Genomic DNA, 22,401 nt, shown 5'->3' with positions numbered 1-22,401 from the left:
TTCCTCGGGAAGCAGAGATAAAAAATCGGGCTATCGTTTTCGGCGATAGCCCGGATGATGCAATTCGTTTAGAAGTAAACCTTTGCGGCAAGCTGGATAACGCGTGGGCCACCGGGACCAGCTGCTCCGAAAGCAGCAGTGGGTTGACCCCAGTTGGTGTCCTTCGCGATAGAGAGCGGCGTAAAGGTTCCATTTGCATTGTAGGTTGGCAGCGTGACGTTTGCGTTGTAGTCGCGTGTCAGGATGTTCGGATGATTGAGGACGTTGAAGAACTCGCCGCGAAGCTGGATGGAACGGCCTTTGCTTGCCTCTCCGATGGCGAAGTTCTTGAAGATAGAAGAGTCCCAGGTGACCATGCCGCCTTGACGGAGGCTGCCGGGTGCGCCCAAGTTAGGCTGCCCAATAGTAGGCAGAATCAGGTTGCCAAGGTGATCGACACCCACCCATGCAGGAGGCGTCTTGCTGTACTGTGAACCGCCAGTGACCTGGTTCGCAGGTGAGTAGAGGGAGTTCCGTACTGGCTGGCCGCTCATTATGTTGGCGAGGCCGGAGAGCTGATAGCCATCGGTAACGTAACTGAGCCAGTGAGGTCCATTGAAGCGACGGGCAAGGTTAGGAAGATCATAGACGTAGTTGATTGCGCCGATGTTGGGACGGTCGTAGCTCGCGACACCGTAGCTGTATTTGCGCGGGTTGAAGGGATCGACGAAGCTCTCATCTGCGCTGGAGGTAGTGAGTGTTTTGGACCAAGTGTAGACGCCGCCGAAGGTAAGACCACGGGCAAAGCGCCGCTGCACCGAGACCTGTAGCGAGTTATAGTTCGAGGTTCCGTCGAACTTGTAATACTCCATTTGGCCGTAGCCCTTGTACGGAGAGAGGAAGTTCTGCGTGTAGGCATACCGTCCACTGAAGGCGTATCCAGCGGCGGCGTACTCGGGTGGAAGGTTCGGCTCGACGGTTGGAACGACACCGCCGGCAAACTGGCTTGGATCCTGTGCAGCACGGGTGAAAGTTGTGCCGTACGGAATCGTGTTAAGGTCACGAGCTGTGACCAGATGGCGGCCCTGGGTGCCTACGTAGGCTACATCGAGAGTGGTTTCATGAAGGATCTCTCGCTGGATGCCGAGGCTGTAGCTATAGACAGTTGGAACCTGACCGTTTACGTCCGCACCGTAGATACCGCTGAGCACACCGGAGTTTGCCTGGGCAGCCGTAGGTATCTGTGGGATGGTGCTGAAAGGGACGGATGGAGTAGTTACAAGAGATGGGTTGCCGAAGACGGTATTGAAGATCAGGTTGCCCTGCTCACGGTCGTGCGAGATACCGAAGCCGCCGCGAAGAACACCCTTGTTGTCGCCGAAGATATCGTAAGAAGCTCCAAGGCGAGGCTCGTACATAATGCCGCGGCTATTCCATCCGCCCTTCGGCAGCGTTCCATCGGCGGCGTAGGTCATGCCATTGAGTCGATTGCCGGAGTTCGGAATAATGTTGCCACCGGTATCGATAGAGACTGCATCGGCGGGGTTGTAAGCAGATGGCGTAAAGAGAGCAATCTGGTTTTTAGCGTCGTACTGCGGCGGAATGTAGGCAAAACGAAGTCCGTAGTCGAGAGTGAAACGAGGCGAGACTTGCCATGTATCCTGCGCGTAGAACTCTACTTGGTTATAACGGAAGTAGCCTGTAGGCCGAGCGCTCGACTGGTCGAAGTTTGAGAAGGAACCGATCAGGGCACTAGCAAAGGGAGATCCACTGTTTGAGGAGCTGGAGTTAAGGCAACCCAGCGATCCAGTGCAATTGTTGCCGAAGCTGAACTGGCCGTTCGAGTTGCCGTAGCTGATCTGGTCTTTGCGAGCGCGCTGATAGAAGGCGCCGAACTTGACCGTGTGACTGTGCAGGCTCCATGTCAGGTTATCGTTTGCGGTGATGGTCGTGGTCGCCTGGTGCCACGGCGTCGAACCTAAGTAGGTAGAGGGATAGTTTTGCCCGTTGCCGCTGAATCCGAAGTCCGGAATCGAAGTATCACTTGTGACCGGATACAGCAGAGGCAGGTTAATGTTATTCGCACCGACGGTGATATTGCCATTCACGCCGTCGATATTGGAGTGATACACGCTGGGGCCGACGGTGAGCTCGTTGAGCAACGTCGGTCTCAGGGTGCTGGTGAGGTCGACCGAGAGATTCCAGCCAGGCTGCTTGTCGGTGCAACCACCTGCAAACTGGAGCGAGCCACCGCACAAGATGCCACCGAACGAACCGATAGGGCCAGTTTGGGTATCTTGGTTGTTGATATACCGAACGAAGATGCGTTCGGACGGCGAAATCTGGTAGTCAACGCGACCAATGTACTCGGTACGGGGATGGGTCGAGGAGAGAGGGTCCTGCCGGTTGTAGGTATTGTTATTGGAGACGTTCGGTAGGGGATAGAGACTGAAGATCTTTTGCACCTGGGCGAAGCTGGCCTGCTGCGAAGGCGTCAAAGCTGCCTGCGTGATCTTGTTACCAGCGAATGGAGCGCCAGTGGCTGGGTTGAAGATCTGGATAGGGTTGCCGCTGCTGTCGACACTCTGTGAAAAATCGCCCTGGCGCTCAAGCTGAGTCGGCGTGCGGTACTGGTCGAGGCTGCCTGGCACGAGTTGACGGTAAAACTCATTGGAGAAGAAGAAGAAGAGCTTATCCTTGAGAATCGGGCCCCCGATCTGGTAGCCGAACGTGTTGTACCGGTAAAGCTGTTTTGGGGTCCCGTTTTGATCGCTGACATAGTCGTTTGCATTCAAACCTTCGTTGCGATGAAAGTAGTGTGCGTTGCCATGAAAGTCATTGGTTCCACCGCGCGAGGTGACGACGAAAGACCCGCCGCCCGCCTTGCCGAACTCAGCTTGATAGTTCGAGGTGAGAACCTTTACTTCGGCGATGGCGTCGGTGTTGACGGTCACCTGGGTTCCGCCGTTGTCGCCTGTATCGACGTTTGAAGCTCCATCTATGGTGAAGTCGTGCTGATTTTGCCGTGTACCGTTGACACTGTACGAGGTGAGGCCACCCGTTCCGGAGGCACCGAAGGATCCTACGCCCGAGACGCCTGGAACGACGCGAATGATATCGAGAACGTTGCGGCCGTTGAGAGCGATATCATTGAGTTGCTTGCCAGTGATGAGGTCCGACCTCTCGCCTGAGTTCGCCTGAATCTGGAGCTGTCCAGAATCTGCGGTCACAGTGACGCTTGTGGCCTCGGCGCCGACTTTGAGGCTGAAGGTACCGGCGTTTAGTTTATCGGCGGAGCTGAGAATGATGCCGTCTTTTTCGAGGGTTTCGAACCCCTTTGCCGTTACCGTGAGTTTGTAAGTGGTCGCTGGGAGGTTAGAGAGCGAAAAGGTGCCGTTGTCGGCTGAGTTCACCGTCCGCGAAATGCCAAGATTCGAAGCAGTAGCAGTGACCTTAGCGCCGGGGATAATGGCTCCCGATGTATCCTGAATGGAGCCGAGAATAGTGCCCGAAGTGACTTGCGCGAAGGCAGGGAAACAGCAGGCCAGTAGGATAAACACCGCGGCCAACATAACTCTGTTCAGCGGATGAGCGGCCAGACATTCTGCCGACAGGAACCAGGTGCGACTCGGAGCGCTATTAACGAATCTATTAAGACTGCATGATTTTTTTGATTGGTTCACTTTGGCTTCCTTTGAAAACAAACAACTAATTGCGTTTCGAACCCTATGCAGACGACAACGCGATGATCCTGAAGAGAGAGTGATGCTTGTCTGAGGGTTTTCTGAGGGACGACAAGCATATTTGAATGAGCAATTTAAAGGAAGTCGGGGCAGAGGTGGAAGAACGCTGGACAGAGTTTCGGGTCGGAGAGTGGCTAGTTCAGACCGAGCTCAACTCTCTAACAAGGGACGAAGTGGTACGCCACATCGAACCTAAAGTCATGAAAGTGCTCCTTACACTCTCAGCTCAGCATGGTCGTGTCGTCTCCAAGGAAGACTTAATCTCTGCAGTTTGGCCGGACACATTCGTTAGCGACGACGTCCTCACCCGATGTATCTCCATTCTGCGACGTATCACCGAGGATGACCCTCATACGCCACACTTCATTCAGACGATCCCCAAAGTTGGTTACAGGCTCGTAGCCCCGGTCTCTGAGCTACCCATCGAAACTCAAGACTTATCATCTATCCACCCCTCCTTCAGCCACGCTGCTTTGCCTCCCCCAGTGCTATCGCAAACCTCCAGGTGGAGTGATCGCTACTGGATTGGGTGGATCGTCTTGATCGCGGTGCTGATTTTGGGTGCATTGATAGCCATTTGGTCCTACCAGAGAAGCAAGGGAAGATCGGTCAGGGCCGCCAACTCCTTTCGGACGATCCAGTTCACCTCTTACTCAGGTGAGCAGATTCAGCCCGCGTTCTCTCCTGATGGAAGAAAAGTTGCCTTCGTCTGGATCTCCGAAGATATGGCTTCTCGACGGATTTATATCAAGACCATTGGCACGGAAGAGGTAAAACAGCTCACCTCTGACGAGAACGAGCAGTTCAGCCCCACCTGGTCGCCGGATGGGAGTCAGATAGCTTATCTGGCTAGATCGAACGATGGTCTCAGCCTCTCGGTTGCGAATGTGAGTTCGCAGGCGGCTCCACATAGACTACTGATCCCGCAGGAACCCAGCCATTGGGAGCAAGGCGCGCTCTCCTGGGCTCCCTCAGGAAGCTCATTGATCTATCCGGACCACTCCGGCACCTCTCCAAACTCCTCAATCTTCCTGCTTGATCTCCATACCTTCAGTACCAGATCCATCACGACGCCACCTGCGGGCTGGGAGGGTGATCTGAACCCAGCTTACTCGCCCAACGGCAAATGGATCGCATTTACTCGGGCAAGTGAAACCGCCGTTCGGGACATCTACTTCATGTCGACTGCCACTGGCGAGTTGCATCAGCTCACGCATGACCATTTGAACATCGACAGCCTCGCCTGGGCTGCGGATAGCTCCTTCCTCATCTTCTCCTCTAACCGGGGCGGGAAGTATGGTCTTTGGAAGATCGGGCTGAAAGATAAGCTCCCCGAGCGCCTACCCGTGGGAACGGAAGATGCGTATCAGCCGGCGGTGGGGCCGAAGGCCGGAGAGTTAGCCTACACGCAAGGATCCGCCATCTGGAGCATTCTCCGTCTCCAACCGAGCTCAGGCAAGGAGACTCCGGTTCAGTCCGACTCTGTTCTGACCTCAACCCAGCAAGATTCAGCCCCAGCCCTTTCGCCCGATGGGCGCTTCTTCGCCTTCCAGTCCCGACGCTCGGGCAATCAGGAGATATGGATTGCCTCCCAGTCCGGGGATCAGCTTCGGCAACTGACTTTCATGGCTGGCCCGCTCACCGGCAGCCCCTCCTGGTCCAACCAAGGCAACAAAATTCTCTTCGACTCACGTCCCGAAGGTCACTCGCATATCTTCTGCGTGCCCGCTGCCGGGGGCCATCCAAAGCAGCTCACCTTTGGGGATGCGAACGATATCACTCCGAGGTGGTCTCATGATGATCAGTCGATCTACTTTCGCTCTAACCGCGGCGACCGCTGGCAGCTCTGGCGAGTACCCGCAGCAGGAGGGGACCCGCAGCCGGTGACCACGGGAGATGGGATCGTTCCGCAGGAATCGCCCGATGGCAAATGGCTCTATTACACCCGCGGCGATGAAGACGGGATCTGGCGGGTCCCACCAACTGGCGGAGCTGAGACGCAGATCCTGACGCAGCCATCCGCAGGTTATTGGGGGTACTGGCAGATTACTTCCCGGGGGATCTTCTACCTCGACCGCGGGGACTCCTCCAGTGCAATTCGTCTCTTCAATCCCGATACGAAGATCACATCCTTGTACGCAATGCTCAAGCAGACTCCTCCCGTCTACGCTGGCCTGACTGTCGCTCAGGATGGGAAGATCGTTCTGTTGACCGATCAGCACGATGCGGGAAGGCACATTACTCTTATTCAGGCCTTAGGCGAGTGAGTTGGTTTTAGTTCTTCTCATTCACCCACGTCTGCCAAAAGCTCCAGATCACTTAAGCGAGAGCCGTGTCTGCGTGGTGCCGTCGAGAAATTCTCATCACGTTTACGAGGCGACAGCCGCCACCTCGCTAAAGAATTTAACCCCTGTCAATTCTTCGCAGACTTGCCATAAGCGAACGGCACAGGCGGTGTCGGTCGCTTGTGCAGCTATCTTTGCTCGTCCTACCTCGTGACCACGCATCTCCAGAAAACCTTGCGGCCCATAATACCCACCGTCTTCTGCATCGTCGGATGTTGATGCATAGAGCGTCGGGAGAGCCCCTTCGGAGTCCGAGTTGAGAGCAATGCCAATAACATGTCCCACAAAGGTGCGAAGGCTCTTTTCAACTGCGGAGTATTCGCCCGACTGGAAGAGATTTGTATTCGCTACGCCAGGGTGCGCAGCAACGCTCATGATGCGTGAGTTCGCCGCGCGCAGGCGACGATCCAGCTCGAAAGCAATCAGAAGATTGGCGAGCTTCGATTGTTGATAGGCTCCCATCGGAGAGTAGCTTCGCGTGGAGTTCAAGTCATCGAAGTTTATGCGTCCTCGTTTGTGTGCAATCGAAGCAATGGTCACGACTCGAGGTCGTTCGGCTGCATTGCCGGAAGATGCGCCAGCAGCCTGCTGCAGCGCGGGCATAAGAAGTGCAGTGAGTGCGAAGTGGCCTAGAACATTCGTGCCAAATTGCACCTCGAAGCCATCAGCTGTTTCTTTGCGGCGGGGCGGAGTCATAACGCCGGCGTTATTGATGAGCAGGTGCAGCGGGCGATGTTGCGCGAGTTCAGCAGCCGCAAAATGATGGATCGAAGAAAGAGAAGCGAGGTCAAGAATTGCCAGCTCCATGCGCAAGCCCGGTGAATCGGCTTCCACTCGGGCGAGGGCAGCTTCGCCTCGTCTCTGATCACGGCAGGCAAAGATAATGTGAGCACCCTTACGGGCAAGCTTTAGCGCAGCATGATAACCGATGCCGCTATTCGCTCCAGTGATAAGAACACGCTTGTCTGCGAGCGACGGAATGTCTGATGCTTGCCACTTCTTGCTCATCGGTATTGGACGTAGCAGGGGGTCATGAAAGATGCGAACTTTTTCTGCGAGTAAGCCAGGCATTGTCTTTCTCAGACAATCATTTCGAGAAGAGTCCGTTTTAACTAAAGCTGAATCAGAGTGCAGTAGATTGTGAGAAGGAGAATAACGATGCCGCTTCCTACCGACGAAAAACTCATTGCGCTCAGCGAACAGCTTCTACAACAGTTTGACGCAATCTTTGGGTTGAATCCCGGGTTTCGACCGGCCCATGCTAAGGGCACGATGCTGACCGGCACGTTTACACCTTCCTCCGAGGCGGCCACACTTACCAAAGCGCCGCACATCTTGCGGCAGTCGATGCCAGTGACTGTCCGATTTTCGGACTCGACTGGTATTCCTCTGGTGCCTGATAACGATCCGAATGCAAATCCCCGAGGATTCGCGATTCGGTTCAACCTTGCGGAACACGTCCACACCGATATCGTCAGCCATTCGACGGATGGCTTTCCGACAAGAACAGGGGCGGAGTTTCTAGAGTTACTGAAGGCTCTTGCGACGAGTGACCCTAAGAATCTGGCCGGCTCTTCGCTTGAGGCGTTTCTTGGTTCGCATCCAAAGGCGCTGGCGTTTGTGCAGGCGCCGAAGCCTGCGCCGTCGAGCTTTGCCCGCGAGAGCTACTTTGGTGTGACCGCGATGAAGTTCACCAACAAGGATGGAGTCAGCCGATTTGGGCGCTATCGCATCGTTCCTGAGGCTGGGAACGATCATTTGGATGACGCTGCGGCTGCTGCCAAAGACGCGAACTACCTGATGGATGAGATTGCGGAGCGAGTTGCGAGAGGGCCAATCAAGTTCAAGATTCTGGTGCAGCTTGCGAACGATGGCGATGTGGTGGACGATGCGACCAATCACTGGCCGGACGATCGAAAAGTTCTTGAACTCGGCACCTTCGCTTTGACGGCGCTGGTGGCCGATAACGCTCAGGAACAGAAGCAGATCATCTTCGATCCGATTCCGCGGGTGGAGGGAATCGAACCATCGGATGATCCGCTGCTGGAGTTGCGAGCGGCGATTTATCTGCTGAGCGGGCGTCGGCGAAGGGCTGCTTAGAATCGATGTCCTGCTGGGCGGGCGTTCGCACACCTTTTTAGAGCTTCGCGTGGTCTTCCCGTTGGTCGGAGTCAGATTATGCCGACCAAGGGGAGGCCCCATGACTATCATCCTGCCAAGACCGGTATACCCGTCACGAAGTGACCGCTCCACGCGCTGTGGGCCCGTCCGGCAGGACATAAGCTTCCGATAGCCTCTTCGGCGCGATGGGCAGGGTATTTGATCTGCGCCGGGAACCTGCTACCCTTAATAACGTGCTGATTACTCCGCTCCAACTCGTAGATGAACCCCTTGAGTTCACTGAAGTCATCGCTCCAGGTGCATTGGACTATGCCCCCGATATTCGGCAGGTGGGGCCGCTTCCCGTCAACGGCGTCGCTGACTTACTGATTGAGCACCGCAGCTCCAGTTCGCATGTGAACGATATCCGGTTGCGGGCTAATTACAGTGCGGACTTCGAGATTCTCTGTGCGCGGTGCGTCGACCCGGTGAAGGTGCCGCTTACGGGCGATTTCGACCTCATCTTTCGTCCCGAATCCGCCGATGCGGACGCCGGGGAGCGTTCTATTACTGCGGATGAGACCGAAATCGGTTATTATCAAGAGAGCGGTCTTTTGCTGGAGGATGTGGTGCGCGAGCAGGTGTTACTCTCCCTGCCAAGTCGCACCCTCTGTACGGCAGATTGCAAGGGGCTTTGCCCGCGCTGTGGTCAGAACCTGAATCAAGCGAAATGCTCCTGCGAGGAGGCTCCGGCTGATCCGCGTTGGAATGCGCTTGCGGGTCTGGGAACTCTGACCGACAAGCTCGAGCTGAAGCACTAATCAAGTTTTTGCCTCGTCGACTGCGTGTTTTTTGCGTGATTGCCGCGGCCGATTGAAAGGGATACTGCAATGCCTAATCCGAAACGGCGCCACTCCAAGCAACGGACTGCCAAGCGCCGCAGCCACGACTTTTTGACCCCCACCGGCCTCTCCGAGTGCCCCAACTGCCACGAGCGCAAGCTTCCCCATCGTGCCTGCCGCAAGTGCGGTACGTACAAGGGCCGCGACGTTCTCGTGACCAAAGAAGCCAACTAATCTTTCCAACTCAAACCCTGCTCTTCCCTGCTGATGCCGACTGACATCGTTGTAGATGCAATGGGTTCCGACAAGTCCCCAGAACCAGAGGTTCGCGGGGCCGTCCTTGCTGCGCGTCAGTATGACGTTCGCGTCCACCTGGTTGGGCCGGAGGATAAACTTCGTCCAATTCTGCGGCAGGCGCTGCGTGGACAACGTCTTCCGGTGTTCATCGTGCCTGCCACCGAGTGGATCACGATGGACGACAAGGCCGCCCAGGCGGTCCGGTCCAAGCGCGATTCGACGATGCGGGTAGGGCTGAAGATGGTCCGCGAGGGACGTGCCGCGGGGTTCTTTACCGCAGGCAACACCGGCGCGGCGATGGCTACGGCGAAGATGGTTCTGGGAATGCTTTCCGGCGTCGACCGGCCTGCGCTGGCCCAGATTCTGCCGACCGTCCATCGCATTCCCTCGTTACTGCTGGACGTTGGGGCGAATGTTGACTGCGATCCGGACAATCTGGTCCAGTTTGCCGTGATGGGCCACATGTATGCCAAGAACATCCTGAAGATCAACAACCCTCGCGTCGGCCTTCTCTCGATCGGAGAGGAGGATTCGAAGGGCAACGCTCTGACCCGCGATACTCTGCCGCTGCTGCGTGCCTTGAAGGGGATCAACTTCAAGGGGAACGTGGAGGGTCGCGACCTGTTCAACGGGCACAGCGATGTGGCGGTATGCGACGGTTTCGTCGGGAACGTGGCGCTGAAGTCGATTGAGGGGACGGCCCAGTTGCTGAGTGCGTCGTTGCGCGAGTCGTTGAAGTCCACGGTGACCTCTCAGGTAGGGGCGCTGCTGTCGCGCAGGGCCTTTGCCGAGTTCAAGAAGAGGCTGGATTACTCGGAGTACGGCGGTGCGGTGCTGCTGGGCGTGCGAGGTGTTTGCATCGTAGGGCATGGATCGTCGAATGAGAAGGCGATCATGAACGGGGTGCGGGTTGCGGCAGAGTTTGCTCAAGCCGAGGTGAACTCCGGGATTGAAGCGGCGCTGCTTCCTTCCTAGGGTCGTTCTCTCAAACTGCAACTTACCCCCCCCCTTATTACCGTTGCGTAAGCCTTTTATTATTAATGATTTACGAGGATGCAAGCCTCGTAATCATTCCTGCCAAAGGAGTTACGTACAAATTCCTCTGAATCAATGAGTTAGCGTTCGAAGTCTTACAGTTCTAGTTGCACATAAGAACAGCCCCGGTCCCGGGGCTATTCTTGTCTCTATTTATCTTCTCTCTACTTATTATATCGGGTTGGCAATAACTCATACGCCACGCGATTGTCCAGCATTGACGAGGGTTTTCGTGTGGTGGGGACTTGACAGGATTTCGATCGGTACTCCGGGATAGCCAAATAGGGTCAACATAGGCGCGTTTATCGGTCCTGTTTCCGAGCAGCCTAACTGAGCTGTCATCGCCTATTAGTTTAGTCGTTTCGCCGTTGACACCCCTATACATCTATGGGTATCTTTTATCCCAAGTTGTTTAGGGGTCAATTTTCATGGCTAAGAATGATTTGCAGGGGACGCTCGATTTGCTGGTTCTCAAGACTCTCTCCCAGATGGGGGAGTTGCATGGTTATGGAATTGTGGTCCATATTCAGCGAGCGTCGGACGATCTGCTGCGCGTCGAGGAAGGCTCTTTATACCCAGCGCTGCACCGGATGGAACAACGTCGATGGATCGCTTCAGAGTGGGCGCTGACGAATACCAACCGCAGGGCCAAGTATTACAAGCTGACCTCCGTGGGCCGCCAGCAGTTACAGGATGCCGAGAAGAACTTTGAGTACCTAATGAAAGGCGTTCGCGCCATTTTGAGCTATGCGTGAGGTAAATATATGTCGATGCTTCGCCGCATTTCGAATCTCATGTCCCGATCAAAGGTGAACCGGGAGATCGACGCTGAACTAAGGTCTCATATCGAGCTGCGGATAGAGGACAATCTTGCCGCGGGGATGTCGGCCGAGGATGCACGCCGTGATGCGCTGCTGCGCTTCGGCAATCTGACGAGCACCAAAGAGCACGTGGCAGGGGCGGATACGGCGCTGACACTTGACAGCATCTGGTCGGACCTATGCTATGCGTGCCGTCAGTTGTGGAAGAATCCGGGGTTCGCCTGCACTGCGATCCTTGTGCTGACTTTGGGTATGTGTGCCAGCATTGCGATCTTTGCATTTGTCGATGCGGTGCTGATCAGTCCGTTGCCGTATCAAGTTCCATCGCGGTTGGCGGGGCTGTTTGAGAGCACGCCCCTTGGGCCGAGATTCCATCTTTCGTATCTCGATTATCTGGACTGGAAGAGGCAGAACAAGGTCTTCAGTTCAGTGGAGGCTTACGACAGCATATCTTTTGCCTTGAAGACAGCGACGGAGACGCAGCGTGTGGAAGGCGCTACGGTGAGCGCTGGATTTTTTCGCACGTTGGGCGTTGCTCCCATCGTTGGTCGCGATTTTGGTGTCGGCGAGGATACTCCCAGTGCGCCGCGCACAGTCATCGTGAGTTACGCTGCGTGGCAGAGCCGCTTCGGCAAACGGCAGGATCTGCTGGGCCAGACGGTCACGCTTAATGGAGAACCGAGCGTCATCATCGGCGTGTTGCCGCAGGACTTTCACTTCGCGCTTACGGGGCAGACAGAGTTTTGGACGGCTCTCAGCGAGTCCTCCGATCCCAAGAATCGTGGAAACCACGGACTTTCGGCGATTGCGCGGCTGAAGGATGGAATCACGTGGGAGGCGGCATCGTCTGACATGCGTTCGATCGCGCAGCAGCTCGCGAAACAATATCCGGACTCCGATGAAGGACGCGGCGCGACCGTGTTGCCGCTGACGGAGGTCCTTGTGGGGAGCCTGCGCCCGGTCCTGCTGTTGCTGCTGTGCGGGGCGGTTCTTCTCCTGTTGATCGCGTGCGTGAATGTCTCCGGCCTTCTGCTGGTTCGCTCGGAGAACCGTCGTCACGAGATCGCGATTCGTGGGGCGCTGGGCGCATCGCGGATGCGGCTGCTCCGCCAGTTCGTGACGGAGGGAGTCATGCTTGCCGCGACCGGCAGCCTTCTTGGCGTGTGCGCTGCATGCGGAGCGATCCATCTCCTGAAGCTTCTTATGCCGGTCAACATGCTGATGGATATGCCTTATCTGAAAGGACTGGGACTGAATCTGCATGTGATGGGTTTCGCCGTGGCCATCGGTCTCGCGATGGCGAATCTGTTTTCGCTCACGCCCATCCTCCGTTTGTCGCTCGCAGATCTCCGCACTGGGTTGACGGAGGGCGGTCGTTCCAGTTCCAGAACGGTGTGGAGCCACCTGGGAGCGAATCTTGTGGCGCTAGAGCTAAGCGCGGCGATGGTGTTGCTGGTGGGAGCCGGGTTGCTGGGCAAGAGCTTCTACCGGTTGATGCACGCCGATATTGGATTCCAGACGGATCATCTGGCGTCAATGAGATTGTTGGCACCCCTTTCGCGCTATGCGAAGGATGAGCAGCAGGTTGCATTGGCGCGGCATGTCATGGACGAGACAAACCATCTGCCAGGGGTTCAGTCGGTGGCCATAGCGCACCAGATTCCTGTCGCCAATGTTGCAGGAGGAAATACGACCTTCGAGGTGATTGGCAGGCCGCAACATGGGAGTGAAGATGAATCGAGCAGCCGCAATGTGAGTGTTGACTACTTCAGCACGGTGCGGGCGCGGCTGGTGCGAGGCCGCTACTTCAGTGAGGGGGACGATGTCTCGAAGCCTCGGGTGACGATCGTCAATCGATCCTTCACGCGAAAGTACTTTGCTGGAGAAGATCCGATCGGCAGGCAGATACGATATGACGCGACGACGCCAGCAATCGAGATCGTCGGCATAGTGGACGACCTTAAGGAAGGACCTCTGGATGAGGAGGTTCAGCCGGTACTGTATACGCCGTTCAACCAGGAGCCCGACAATGCGTTCTTCCTAGTTGCAAGGACAGCACAAGAGCCGCAGGAACTGCTGAAGTCACTCGAAGCAACGGTCCACCGAATCGATCCCGAAATCCTGACCTTCAATGCGGAGACGATGGAGGACCGTATCAATCACTCGCAGTCAACTTATCTGCATCGCTCGTCTGCATGCCTTGTTGGCGGCTTTGCGGCGATAGCTCTGCTGCTGGGAGTGGTTGGTCTGTATGGTCTGATCGCGTACTCGGTGAGCCAGCGAACGCGGGAGATTGGTGTGCGTATAGCGATGGGCGCGCAGCGCAGCTCTGTGTACAAACTGATTCTTAAAGAAGCGGGGCGGCTGGCAGCTATCGGCATTCTTGCGGGCCTGATCTGTTCGGTGGTGACGGCGAGCCTGATGCGCAAGATCCTGTTCGGCACACAACCATGGGACGCAGGCACACTGGCAGGAGTGGCTCTAGTGCTCTCGATCTCTGCTCTGCTCGCAAGCTATATCCCCGCGCACCGCGCAGCCTCGGTTAATCCTGTGGAAGCCCTGCGCGCGGAGTAGCCTGAACTGCGGGCGTTTTGCCAGCTCTTAGGAACTACTTCAAAGCCAAGGGCTGATGGTTGGAAGGGACGTGGTGGGAGTCAGCTTTCTTTATGGGGAACGCGATGGAAGAGGCGGATGCCGGCGACTCCGGCTGCGCCTGCCTTGAGACATTCGGGAGTGTTTTCGGCGGTGACTCCGCCAAGGGCGAAGACCGGGATGGGGGCTGCGGCGAGGCAGGCGGCGCGGAGCTGATCGAGGCCCTGGCCGGGGAGGTCTTCGCCGTCGGCGAGGGGCTTCTCGAAGACGGGGGCAAACAGGATCGCGTCGACCTGGTGGGGATGGGCGCGGTGGACCTCGACGAGGTTGTGGCAGGAGAGCGTAATCAGGGGTTTGGTTGCGCGGGCGGAGAGGAAGAGGTCGCGGATCTGGCAGGGGGCTAGCTCGTCTGGCGAGGCGGTGAGATGGACCCCGTGGGCTCCGCTTGCGAGGGCGATGTCGGGGCGGGAGTTGACGAGCAGGCGCGTCGGGCTGACGGCGAGGGCTGTCATCTCCAGCAGGTTACGGGCGAGGTTCGCGAGCGTGGCGGCGGGAAGGTCTTTTTCTCTCAGCTGGATAAAGTCGATGCCATCGGCGATCCATCGGGCGGCTTCGGCGAGGAGTGCGGTTTGTTTTTCCTGCTCGCTGCCGGGGTAGAGCGCGCGGCTTGTGATGGCGTAGCGGAGCATGGTCAAATCAGTGTATGGTGCCAAGGGCACTCAGTGGAGTCTGTGATGTTGGTGTGGTAGCTTCAAGGCAGTAAGGCGAACACGCACACAGTCAAGAACTGGCCCCCTCACGATCGCCACTCGAGGGGCCGATAACGGGACAAGAGCCGCCAAGACGCTGGAGTGGAATGTCCATGAGTATGTGCCAATATGAGTAGTGTTTACGATCTGATTGTCATCGGGTCCGGACCAGCCGGGCAGCGCGCTGCAATTTACGCCTCGAAGCTGGGCAAAAAGGTCGCATTGGTGGAGATGCGGGAGGTCGTTGGGGGCGCCTGCATCAGCACCGGCACCATCCCTTCAAAGACCATGCGCGAGGCGGTTCTTCACCTCTCCGGGTACAACTACAAGTCCATCTACGGGATGAACTACCGGGTGAAGGAACGGATCACGATGGCGGACCTGGCGTTCCGGGTGCAGCATGTGATCAAGACCGAGATCGACGTGACCGAGGCGCAGCTTTCACGCAACAACATCGAGATGCTGGTCGGCGTGGCGAGCTTTGAAGACGCGAACCATGTGAAGGTGACCAACTCGCGCGGTTCGACGGTGTATGAGGCGAACAATATTCTTATCGGCACCGGGACCAAGCCGGCCTCGTCGCCGAAGGTGCCGATCAACGGGCGCAGCATCATCAACTCGGACCTGGTGCTGGAGCTGGTGAACCTGCCGAAGACGATGATTATCGTGGGTGGGGGCGTAATTGGCGTCGAGTACACGTGTATGTTCTCAGCCCTCGGGGTGCGGGTGACGCTGATTGAGCGGAGGCCGCGTCTGCTGGAGTTTGCCGACCAGGAGATCATCGAGGCGCTGAGCTACCATCTGCGGGACTCGCGGGTGACCATGCGGCTGAACGAAGAGGTGGAGTCGGTCGAAGAGATGCCGGACGGAACCGTCGTGGCAAATCTCGAAAGCAAGAAGAAGGTTCAGGGCGATGCGCTGCTGTACGCGGTCGGCCGCCAGGGCAATGTGGACGAGCTGAACCTGGCCGCAGTGGGCATCGAGTCGGACTCGCGCGGGCGCATCCCGGTGGATAAGGACTTCAGGACGAAGGTGCCGACGATCTTTGCCGTGGGCGACGTGATTGGGTTTCCGTCGCTGGCTTCGGTGTCGATGGAGCAGGGGCGGGTGGCGGCGGCGCGGGCGTTTGGGGATGAGAAGATCCTGTCGAACCCGGGGCTCTATCCGTATGGAATTTATACGATTCCGGAGATCAGCTTTATCGGCAAGACCGAGGAGCAGCTGACCGAAGAGGATGTTCCGTACGAGGTGGGCGTGGCCTACTATCGCGAGATTGCACGCGGCCAGATTCGCGGCGATACGACGGGCCGGCTCAAGATCATCTTTCACCGGATGAACCACTTGATCCTTGGGGTGCACATCATCGGCGAGGGTGCGAGCGAGCTGCTGCACATCGGCCAGGCCGTGATGGCGCTAGGCGGAACGCTGGATTATTTCGTGGATACGGTCTTCAACTATCCAACTCTCGCGGAATGTTATAAAGTTGCGGCTTTCAACGGGTTGAACCGCGTCAGTAAATTTGAGTAGAAACACGGGCACCCGAGGATGAGGCGGACAGGGTAATGGCAAAGACAGTTGGGGTAATACTTTCGGAGCGGATCTCGGCCGGATTGGTCGTGGATCACAAGCTTGTAGGACCGGTACGCCGTTTTCCTGAAGATCATGACGACGAAGATGCGTTGGTGGAGCAGCACACCGAAGCTCTGGTGGAGACGATCGCAAATCAGGTGCTCCTGGCTGCTGATGGAGCGAGGGACTTTACGGCGATCGGCGTGGCGTTGCCAGGGCTGGTGAAGGATGGCGTGGTAGCAGAGGCGCCGAACCTGCCGCAATTGAAGGGCGCGAAGATTCAGGAGTTGCTGGTTGCCCAGATGCGCAACCATGGGCTCGACGTGACCGTGACGGCGGTGAACGATGCTGATGGAATGGCTGCGGGGCTGGCTTCGATGCACGGCAAGCTGGACAGCATGATCCGGGTCTGGACGCTGGGCGTTGGTATCGGCTATGGGCGGTATCCCTTCGCTCCGGGCGTGTGGGAGGGCGGCCACACGGTGGTGACGCTCGACGAGAAAGAGCGCTTCTGCGGATGCGGCGGCCGCGGGCATATGGAGGGGATCATGGGGCATCGTGCGATGCGCCTGAGGTTTCTGGATATGGAGCCGGAGGAGGTCTTCGAGGCGGCCAAACAGGGCGATGCCCGCTGCGTGGAGTTCAAACGGCTCTGGCATAAGGCACTGGCTGCAGCGTCGGCGACCACGATTCACATGGCTGGGCCAGGGAAGATCTTTCTCTCCGGGTTCAATACGCGGTTTCTCGATATGTCCATGCTGAAGGACTATCTGCAACAGATGGTGAAGATGAGTCCGCTGCAGGGATACTCATTGGAGATCGTCGACGATACGCCTGAGGTTCGGGTGATCGGCGCTGCTGTCTCGGCGGAACTTGCCGCGGGCCGGTAAGAAGTGAATCCGAATCCGACCGAACGCGCTATCTCTGGCAGGTGGGGCAGAAGTGGGTGCTACGGCCGCCGAGGACGATGCGCTTGATGGGCGTTCCGCAGGTAAGACACGGCTGGCCGGTGCGCGAGTAGGCGTGATGGTGCAGCTGAAAGAAGCCTGCGACTCCGTCGGCGTCGACGTAGTCTGAGACGGACGATCCGCCAAGCTTGATCGCCTCGGTGAGTACTTTAATCAACGCTGCGTGGAGGCGCGTCAGTTCGGCGCGGGTGAGTCGGCCAGCGTGGCGTGTGGGGCGAATGCCGGCGTGAAAGAGGCTCTCGTCAGCGTAGATATTACCGACACCGTGGAGCAGCGACTGATTGAGCAGTGCGGCTTTGATCGGGGTTTTGCGGCCACGAAAGAGCGCGATGAAGTCCTCAAGCTCGATGGTGAGGGGTTCGGCGCCTGGGCCGGCGTATCGCTCTTCGGGGCTTGCGGCTTTAACAACGGAAAGCCGGCCGAAGCGTCGGGCATCGACAAAGCGAAGCTCCTTTCCGCTGCTGAGAGAGAGGATCGCGTGCGTGTGGGGTGGAATCGGTGTGTCTGGAGTTGAGACGAGCAGGCGGCCGGTCATGCCGAGGTGGACGAGGAACTGCGCTGATTTTTGATTCTCTCTGGAGCAACTGAGATCGACGACGATGGTTTTGCCGACGCGGTGGACACGGTCGATGCGGCTGTCAGTGAGTACCTCGACAATCTCGTCGGGCGAAGATTTGAAGGTTTGGGGTTTGTTGCTGGTCCAGACCGAACGGATTGTCTGGCCGTGGACTCTGGCGTGAACGCCGTTCGCGACGGTTTCGACTTCAGGAAGTTCGGGCATACTTTCTGTAAGTATAGGCGAATGAATGGATACAGGATTGCTTGCAAGAAAATGCGTAGCAATCCGCTAACCTTTTGCATGTTTGCGGCTCTCAGTTAGATAATATTTACACAATATTAACAATTAACTGCGAAATTCAGTCCCTGCGCGGCCTATAGTTAGATTCCTCCCCAAATACAACTGGATGAAATGCCATGACTATGACGGGTGTTCTGACACGTTTGAATCTCTCAACCCTTCCGGGATACAAGCAGCTACGGCAGTCCGGGGTACTGGATTTCGTAGCCGGCAAAGAGTTTGGGCACTATCGCGGAAGATTCAGTACCAGCGAAGAGGCGACGAACTCTCTTCCGCCTTCGCGCCGCGCAACTTATGACAATGAATCGCTGGTTTCGATCGGGATCGAATCGTACTCGACCATTCATCCGTTTGACTGGCCGATTTTGACCTTCTGCCAGAAGCTGATGCGCGAGAACCACCTGCATGCGGTGACCGATTTTGGTGGTCATATCGGCGTGAAGTTCTATGCGTTTCGAGAGATGCTCGACCTTCCGGAAGACTTTCGCTGGCAGATTGTCGATGTGCCGGCGATGGTGAGGGAGGGGCGGCGGCGGGTGCCTCCTGAGGTGCACTCGTTGAGCTTCCACGAGCACGTCGAAGAGACCCAGGCGTGTGATGCGCTGTTGTGCTCTGGGAGTCTGCAGTATGTGGACTGGTCGATTGAAGAGCTCATCGAGCGGCTGCCGAGGAGGCCGTACATGATCTTTTTGAATAAGGTTCCTGTCTCGGCGAGTGAGGGCTTCTTCACGCTGGAGACGTTTGTCAAGACGCTGCCGTGCCGTATCTTCGGGCCCCACGAACTTGAGGCGGCCCGTAAACATCTGGGCTACAAGCTTGCCGCGAGCTGGCCGATACCCAACCGCGACTTTGTTGTGCTCTCTTCGAAGGGCATGGAGAAGGTGCAGATGGTTGGCGAGGCCTGGGTGTTGCAGCCAAGCAATGCATGAAGAGCTTCCTCTGGTTTGCGTTGATGGTTGTGCAATGGAACGCAGACACGCGGCGGCCTATATCGTTCGGCGAGGCTATACTGATCGCCTTATGAAGAAGATCTTTTTCTCGCGTTGCATGATGGGCTGTTCTCTTCTGAGCCTTCCCTTTTTACTCAGCGCCGCCGGTGCGATTGCGTTCTCTCAGAGCGGCATGGAGAGACAAGCCCGGCCATTGCTGCTGGTGGTGAACCAAGGTGACCGAGATCTGAGTTTGATCGATCCCGGCGCGGGCAAACAGATGGCTACTGTGCTGGTGGATGGTGTGACGGGCCATGAGGTGGCGGCTTCGCCTGATGGAACGACGGCGTATGTACCGATCTATGGCAGTGCCGGGGTGGGAAAGCCGGGTACGGACGGCAGCAAGATCTCGGTGATCGATCTTGCCAGCCACAAGATTGTCCACACGATTGACTTCGGGCATGGAGTGCGGCCGCACTGCGTGATCTACGACAAGAACAGCGGGATGCTGTACGTGACGACGGAGCTGGATAAGACGATCAGCATCATCGATCCGAAGACGTTGAAGATTGTCGGCAGCGTGCCTACGGGGCAGGAGCAGTCGCATATGCTGGCGCTGTCGCGCGATGGTTCGCGGGGGTACACGGCGAATGTGGGTCCGGGGACGGTGTCGGTGCTGGATATGAAGGCGCGCAAGACGCTGGCGATTATTCCGGTCTCGACCGATACGCAGAGGATTGCGGTCTCGCGCGACGACAGCATGGTGTTTACGGCGGACCAGACCAAGCCGCAGCTTGCAGTGATCGATACTGCGACCAATAAGCTGAAGACGTGGGTTCCGCTGCCGAGTGTCGGATACGGAACGGCGACGACGCTCGATGGGCAGTGGTTGCTGGTGGCGCTGCGAACGACGCATCAGGTGGCGGTGGTCGATCTGAGGTCGATGCAGGTGGCACGCACGATCGACGTCGCGGAGGGGCCGACGGAGATCCTGATGAATCCCGATGGCAAGAGTGCGTTTGTCTCCTGTACCAGGAGCAAGCAGGTGGCGGAGATTGATCTGGGACAGTGGAAGATGGCGCGGTTGATCGATGCGGGGGATGCTGCGGACGGCCTGGCTTGGGCGAAGTAGCTCACCTTGTGGGGTGTATACCGGCTTCGCCACAAGCCTTCCGTTGGTCGGCGGAAAAAATGTTAACGCGACCAACGGGAGCACCAACCGAAGGGGTATACACGTCACGAAGTGACCGCCCCACGCGTAGTGGGCCCGTCCGGCAGGACAACTCAGTTCTAGGTAACCTCTGATCAAGTTCCCGCTCAAAAAGAAAGCGTACCCCAGCGGCTAAAGCCGCGTTCATTTTGAACTCATTACGGCACGGCTGAAGCCGTGCCCTTAACAAAACGGGAGTTGATCAGAGTTTCCTAGTGATGTGAGAGCTGAAGGATGGGCAGGATGCTGGAGTAGTCGTCGGTCCAGACGCGAAGGCGTGCGTCGATGGGGACGGCGCTGGCAGCGGAGGCGATCTCGGGTTGATCGAAGAAGGTGGGGCTCGAGGTGAGCAGAATCCAGGTGGCGCGATAGGCTCCGAGCGAGTCGTCGGGCTGGCTTTCGATCAGCTTTGCCTGCATGTCGGCGGCGTGGGCGAGCTGCGCGATCTCGGGTGCGAGGTTGAGGTATTGGTTGGAGACGTGGAAGGCCAGAATGCCGTTTGGCGCGAGATGTTTTTTGTAGAGTGCGACGGCCTCGATGGTGAGAAGGTGGAGAGGAATGGCATCGCCGGAGAAGGCGTCGATGGCGATGACGTCGAAGTTCTGTGGGGCATCTTGCGTCAACTCGCGGGTGAGGGAGGTGCGTGCATCGCCGTCGGCAAAGGTGATCTGCGCGGGGGAGTCTCGCAGATAGATGAAGAGATTTTGTGCGATGGGGCGTACGAGAGGGTTGATCTCGTAGAAGCGGATGCGGTCGCTGGCGGTGCCGTAGGTTGCGATGGTGCCGGTGCCGAGGCCGATCACTGCGATGTTGCGGGGTCGCGACTCGCAGCAGTATTGGAGCGCGAGTCCGATGCCGGAGTTGTCGGCGTAGTAGGTGGTTGGGGTGCGGGTGAGGCCGGGCGCGAAGAGCTGGGTGCCGTGCTGGATGGTGCCGTTGAGCAGCATGCGCTCGGTGCCGCCGTGGGGGCCGACCGTCTGCTTGACGCGAAGGGTTCCGTAGAAGTTGCGAACCTCGAGGATTGCCTCGCGGGCATAAGCGGTGCGCAGCATGAAGGCGAAGAAGAGCAGCAACGCAGCGGCGGTGGACCAGAGAAGACGCTGGGGCCAGCCGTCGCTCCAGGTCACGACTACGGCGAGCGCGGCGGTGACGAAGAACGAGATTGCGAGGTCGTAGTTGGCCGAGAAGATCATCGGGCTGGCGATGCCGATGAAGAAGGTTCCGGCTGCTCCTCCTGCTGCGATCAGCAAATAGAAGAGCGTGGTTTCGGTGGGGCGGGAGGGTCGCAGGGCGAAGGCTTCCGCGTGGCAGAAGAGTCCGGCCAGGAAGCACTCTGCGAGGAAGAAGAGGATGGCGACGCCGATGGGGAGGCTCACGTCGGTCTTCGAGATGGCGTAGCCGAGGCTGGCCAGCATTACGACAAGCAGACGCACCACAATGCCGCGGCGGTAGAGTGCTGGGAACTCGAAGGCGAGGATGAAGGTAAGCAGGTAGATGGCGAGAGGCAGAATCCAGAGGAGCGGGATGGCTGCGATGTTGACGGTGAGGTGGCTGGTGACTGCGCTGAGCTGCATGGCGGCGGCCATGGGGAGGAGGAACCAGAGCCACTTTGATCTGGCGGGGGCTTTGGCGGGAGCTGGGGCTTCGGTCTCTTCCGCAGTTTCAGAGGGTGCAGGTGCGGGGAGTTGGCGTGTGATGGTCGCACAGAAGACGGCGTACAGGAGGAAGCCGAACGACCAGAGGCTCCGCTGGAGATTCAGGGTGAGGTGCGGTTCGACGACGAAGGGATAGGCGATGAGAGCGAGAAGGGAGCCGAAGTTCGAGAGCGCAAAGAGGCGGTAGGGAATGGTGCCGCCGGTGGCGCGTTGGAGCCAGACCTGCAGCAGCGGGCTGGTAGCGCTGAGCAGGAGAAACGGCAGGCCGATGGTGAAGGCGAGCGTCGAGAAGATGGTGGTGACAGGGTGGCCGACGCCCTGGGCTGGCTCTGCGGGGACGACTCTTTGTGCCATCAGGAGCACAGCTCCGGCGGCGAGCGTGACCAGATAGACGTGGCGGCGCCAGGTGGTGGCCTGACAGCGGGTGATCCAATGGGCGTAGAGGTAGCCGAGCAGCAGAGTGACCTGGAAGAAGACCAAGCATGTGAGCCAGACGGCGGAGGAGCCGCCAAGCACAGGCAGCAGTTGCTTGGCGGCCATCGGCTCGACGAGAAAGAGAAGGAAGGCGCCGAGGAAGATGGTAGTGCCGTAGAGCAGGCGGGATGCAGACATGGTGGGCCCTGAGGTCTCCGAGTTGAAGCAAAGCGCCAGCGCTGTCGCTCCGCACCTGATCTTTTGTCGACCGAAGTGCAGGAGGAGGATATCGAG

16 protein-coding genes are annotated in these 22,401 nt (G+C 57.8%); 11 read left to right on the top strand and 5 right to left on the bottom strand.

All coding sequences use genetic code 11. From position 1 onward, the window contains the following. Positions 1-68: 68 nt before the first annotated feature. On the bottom strand, positions 69-3,551 hold the full coding sequence (locus HDF08_RS18250; protein WP_179640122.1) for an outer membrane beta-barrel protein: 3,483 nt from the start codon (positions 3,549-3,551) through the stop codon (positions 69-71). A gap of 236 nt (positions 3,552-3,787) precedes the next feature. Here HDF08_RS18250 and HDF08_RS18245 point away from each other — a divergent pair, with 236 nt between their 5' ends. Further along, positions 3,788-5,989 (top strand): winged helix-turn-helix domain-containing protein, encoded by a 2,202-nt coding sequence (locus tag HDF08_RS18245; protein ID WP_257031266.1) that lies wholly within the window; start codon positions 3,788-3,790, stop codon positions 5,987-5,989. A 102-nt stretch (positions 5,990-6,091) separates the two neighbouring features. On the opposite strand, the gene HDF08_RS18240 is transcribed toward HDF08_RS18245, so the two are convergent. Beyond that, the gene (locus HDF08_RS18240) at positions 6,092-7,138 is read right to left on the bottom strand and encodes an oxidoreductase (RefSeq protein WP_306459728.1); all 1,047 of its coding nucleotides are present in this window, start codon (positions 7,136-7,138) and stop codon (positions 6,092-6,094) included. A gap of 87 nt (positions 7,139-7,225) precedes the next feature. Between HDF08_RS18240 and HDF08_RS18235 the strand changes: the two genes are divergently transcribed. The 6 genes from HDF08_RS18235 (at position 7,226) to HDF08_RS18210 (ending at position 13,736) form a co-directional block, all read left to right on the top strand. After that, on the top strand, positions 7,226-8,167 hold the full coding sequence (locus HDF08_RS18235) for a catalase family peroxidase (RefSeq protein ID WP_179640120.1): 942 nt from the start codon (positions 7,226-7,228) through the stop codon (positions 8,165-8,167). 206 nt (positions 8,168-8,373) lie between these two features. After that, the gene (locus HDF08_RS18230) at positions 8,374-8,988 is read left to right on the top strand and encodes a YceD family protein (RefSeq protein WP_179640119.1); all 615 of its coding nucleotides are present in this window, start codon (positions 8,374-8,376) and stop codon (positions 8,986-8,988) included. A 69-nt stretch (positions 8,989-9,057) separates the two neighbouring features. Further along, positions 9,058-9,243 (top strand): 50S ribosomal protein L32, encoded by a 186-nt coding sequence (gene rpmF, locus HDF08_RS18225; protein WP_179581146.1) that lies wholly within the window; start codon positions 9,058-9,060, stop codon positions 9,241-9,243. A gap of 33 nt (positions 9,244-9,276) precedes the next feature. Then, positions 9,277-10,281 (top strand): phosphate acyltransferase PlsX, encoded by a 1,005-nt coding sequence (plsX, locus tag HDF08_RS18220; protein WP_179640118.1) that lies wholly within the window; start codon positions 9,277-9,279, stop codon positions 10,279-10,281. Between the two features lie 488 nt (positions 10,282-10,769). Next, a complete protein-coding gene (locus tag HDF08_RS18215; RefSeq protein ID WP_179640117.1) occupies positions 10,770-11,096 on the top strand; it encodes a PadR family transcriptional regulator in 327 nt (108 codons plus the stop codon). Positions 11,097-11,135: 39 nt separating this feature from the next. After that, positions 11,136-13,736, top strand: a complete 2,601-nt coding sequence (locus tag HDF08_RS18210; protein WP_257031265.1) for an ABC transporter permease — start codon at positions 11,136-11,138, stop codon at positions 13,734-13,736. An 80-nt stretch (positions 13,737-13,816) separates the two neighbouring features. Here the strand turns inward: HDF08_RS18210 and HDF08_RS18205 are convergent, their stop codons facing one another. Beyond that, positions 13,817-14,467 carry a thiamine phosphate synthase gene (locus HDF08_RS18205; RefSeq protein WP_179640115.1) on the bottom strand — a complete coding sequence of 217 codons (651 nt, stop codon included), beginning with the start codon at positions 14,465-14,467 and terminating at the stop codon, positions 13,817-13,819. A gap of 165 nt (positions 14,468-14,632) precedes the next feature. On the opposite strand from HDF08_RS18205, the gene sthA reads away from it, so the two are divergent. Then, on the top strand, positions 14,633-16,030 hold the full coding sequence (gene sthA, locus HDF08_RS18200) for a Si-specific NAD(P)(+) transhydrogenase (protein WP_179640114.1): 1,398 nt from the start codon (positions 14,633-14,635) through the stop codon (positions 16,028-16,030). A gap of 35 nt (positions 16,031-16,065) precedes the next feature. After that, positions 16,066-16,962 (top strand): ROK family protein, encoded by an 897-nt coding sequence (locus tag HDF08_RS18195; protein ID WP_179640113.1) that lies wholly within the window; start codon positions 16,066-16,068, stop codon positions 16,960-16,962. A gap of 28 nt (positions 16,963-16,990) precedes the next feature. Here HDF08_RS18195 and mutM read toward each other — a convergent pair whose 3' ends face one another. Continuing rightward, positions 16,991-17,821, bottom strand: a complete 831-nt coding sequence (gene mutM, locus HDF08_RS18190; RefSeq protein WP_179640112.1) for a bifunctional DNA-formamidopyrimidine glycosylase/DNA-(apurinic or apyrimidinic site) lyase — start codon at positions 17,819-17,821, stop codon at positions 16,991-16,993. A 194-nt stretch (positions 17,822-18,015) separates the two neighbouring features. Between mutM and HDF08_RS18185 the strand changes: the two genes are divergently transcribed. Both HDF08_RS18185 and HDF08_RS18180 read left to right on the top strand, forming a co-directional pair. After that, positions 18,016-18,828 carry a methyltransferase, TIGR04325 family gene (locus tag HDF08_RS18185; RefSeq protein ID WP_179640111.1) on the top strand — a complete coding sequence of 271 codons (813 nt, stop codon included), beginning with the start codon at positions 18,016-18,018 and terminating at the stop codon, positions 18,826-18,828. 34 nt (positions 18,829-18,862) lie between these two features. Beyond that, positions 18,863-19,960, top strand: a complete 1,098-nt coding sequence (locus HDF08_RS18180) for a YncE family protein (protein WP_257031264.1) — start codon at positions 18,863-18,865, stop codon at positions 19,958-19,960. Positions 19,961-20,250: 290 nt separating this feature from the next. On the opposite strand, the gene HDF08_RS18175 is transcribed toward HDF08_RS18180, so the two are convergent. After that, entirely contained in the window at positions 20,251-22,305 is a 2,055-nt protein-coding gene (locus tag HDF08_RS18175) for a fused MFS/spermidine synthase (RefSeq protein ID WP_179640110.1), read from the bottom strand. Between the last annotated feature and the right edge of the window lie 96 nt (positions 22,306-22,401).

It is taken from the genome of Tunturiibacter empetritectus, from assembly GCF_013410875.1.
GTDB classification, from domain to species: domain Bacteria; phylum Acidobacteriota; class Terriglobia; order Terriglobales; family Acidobacteriaceae; genus Edaphobacter; species Edaphobacter empetritectus.
The sequence above is the reverse complement of the archived record's forward strand: the minus strand, read 5'-3'. Positions and strand labels throughout refer to the sequence as shown.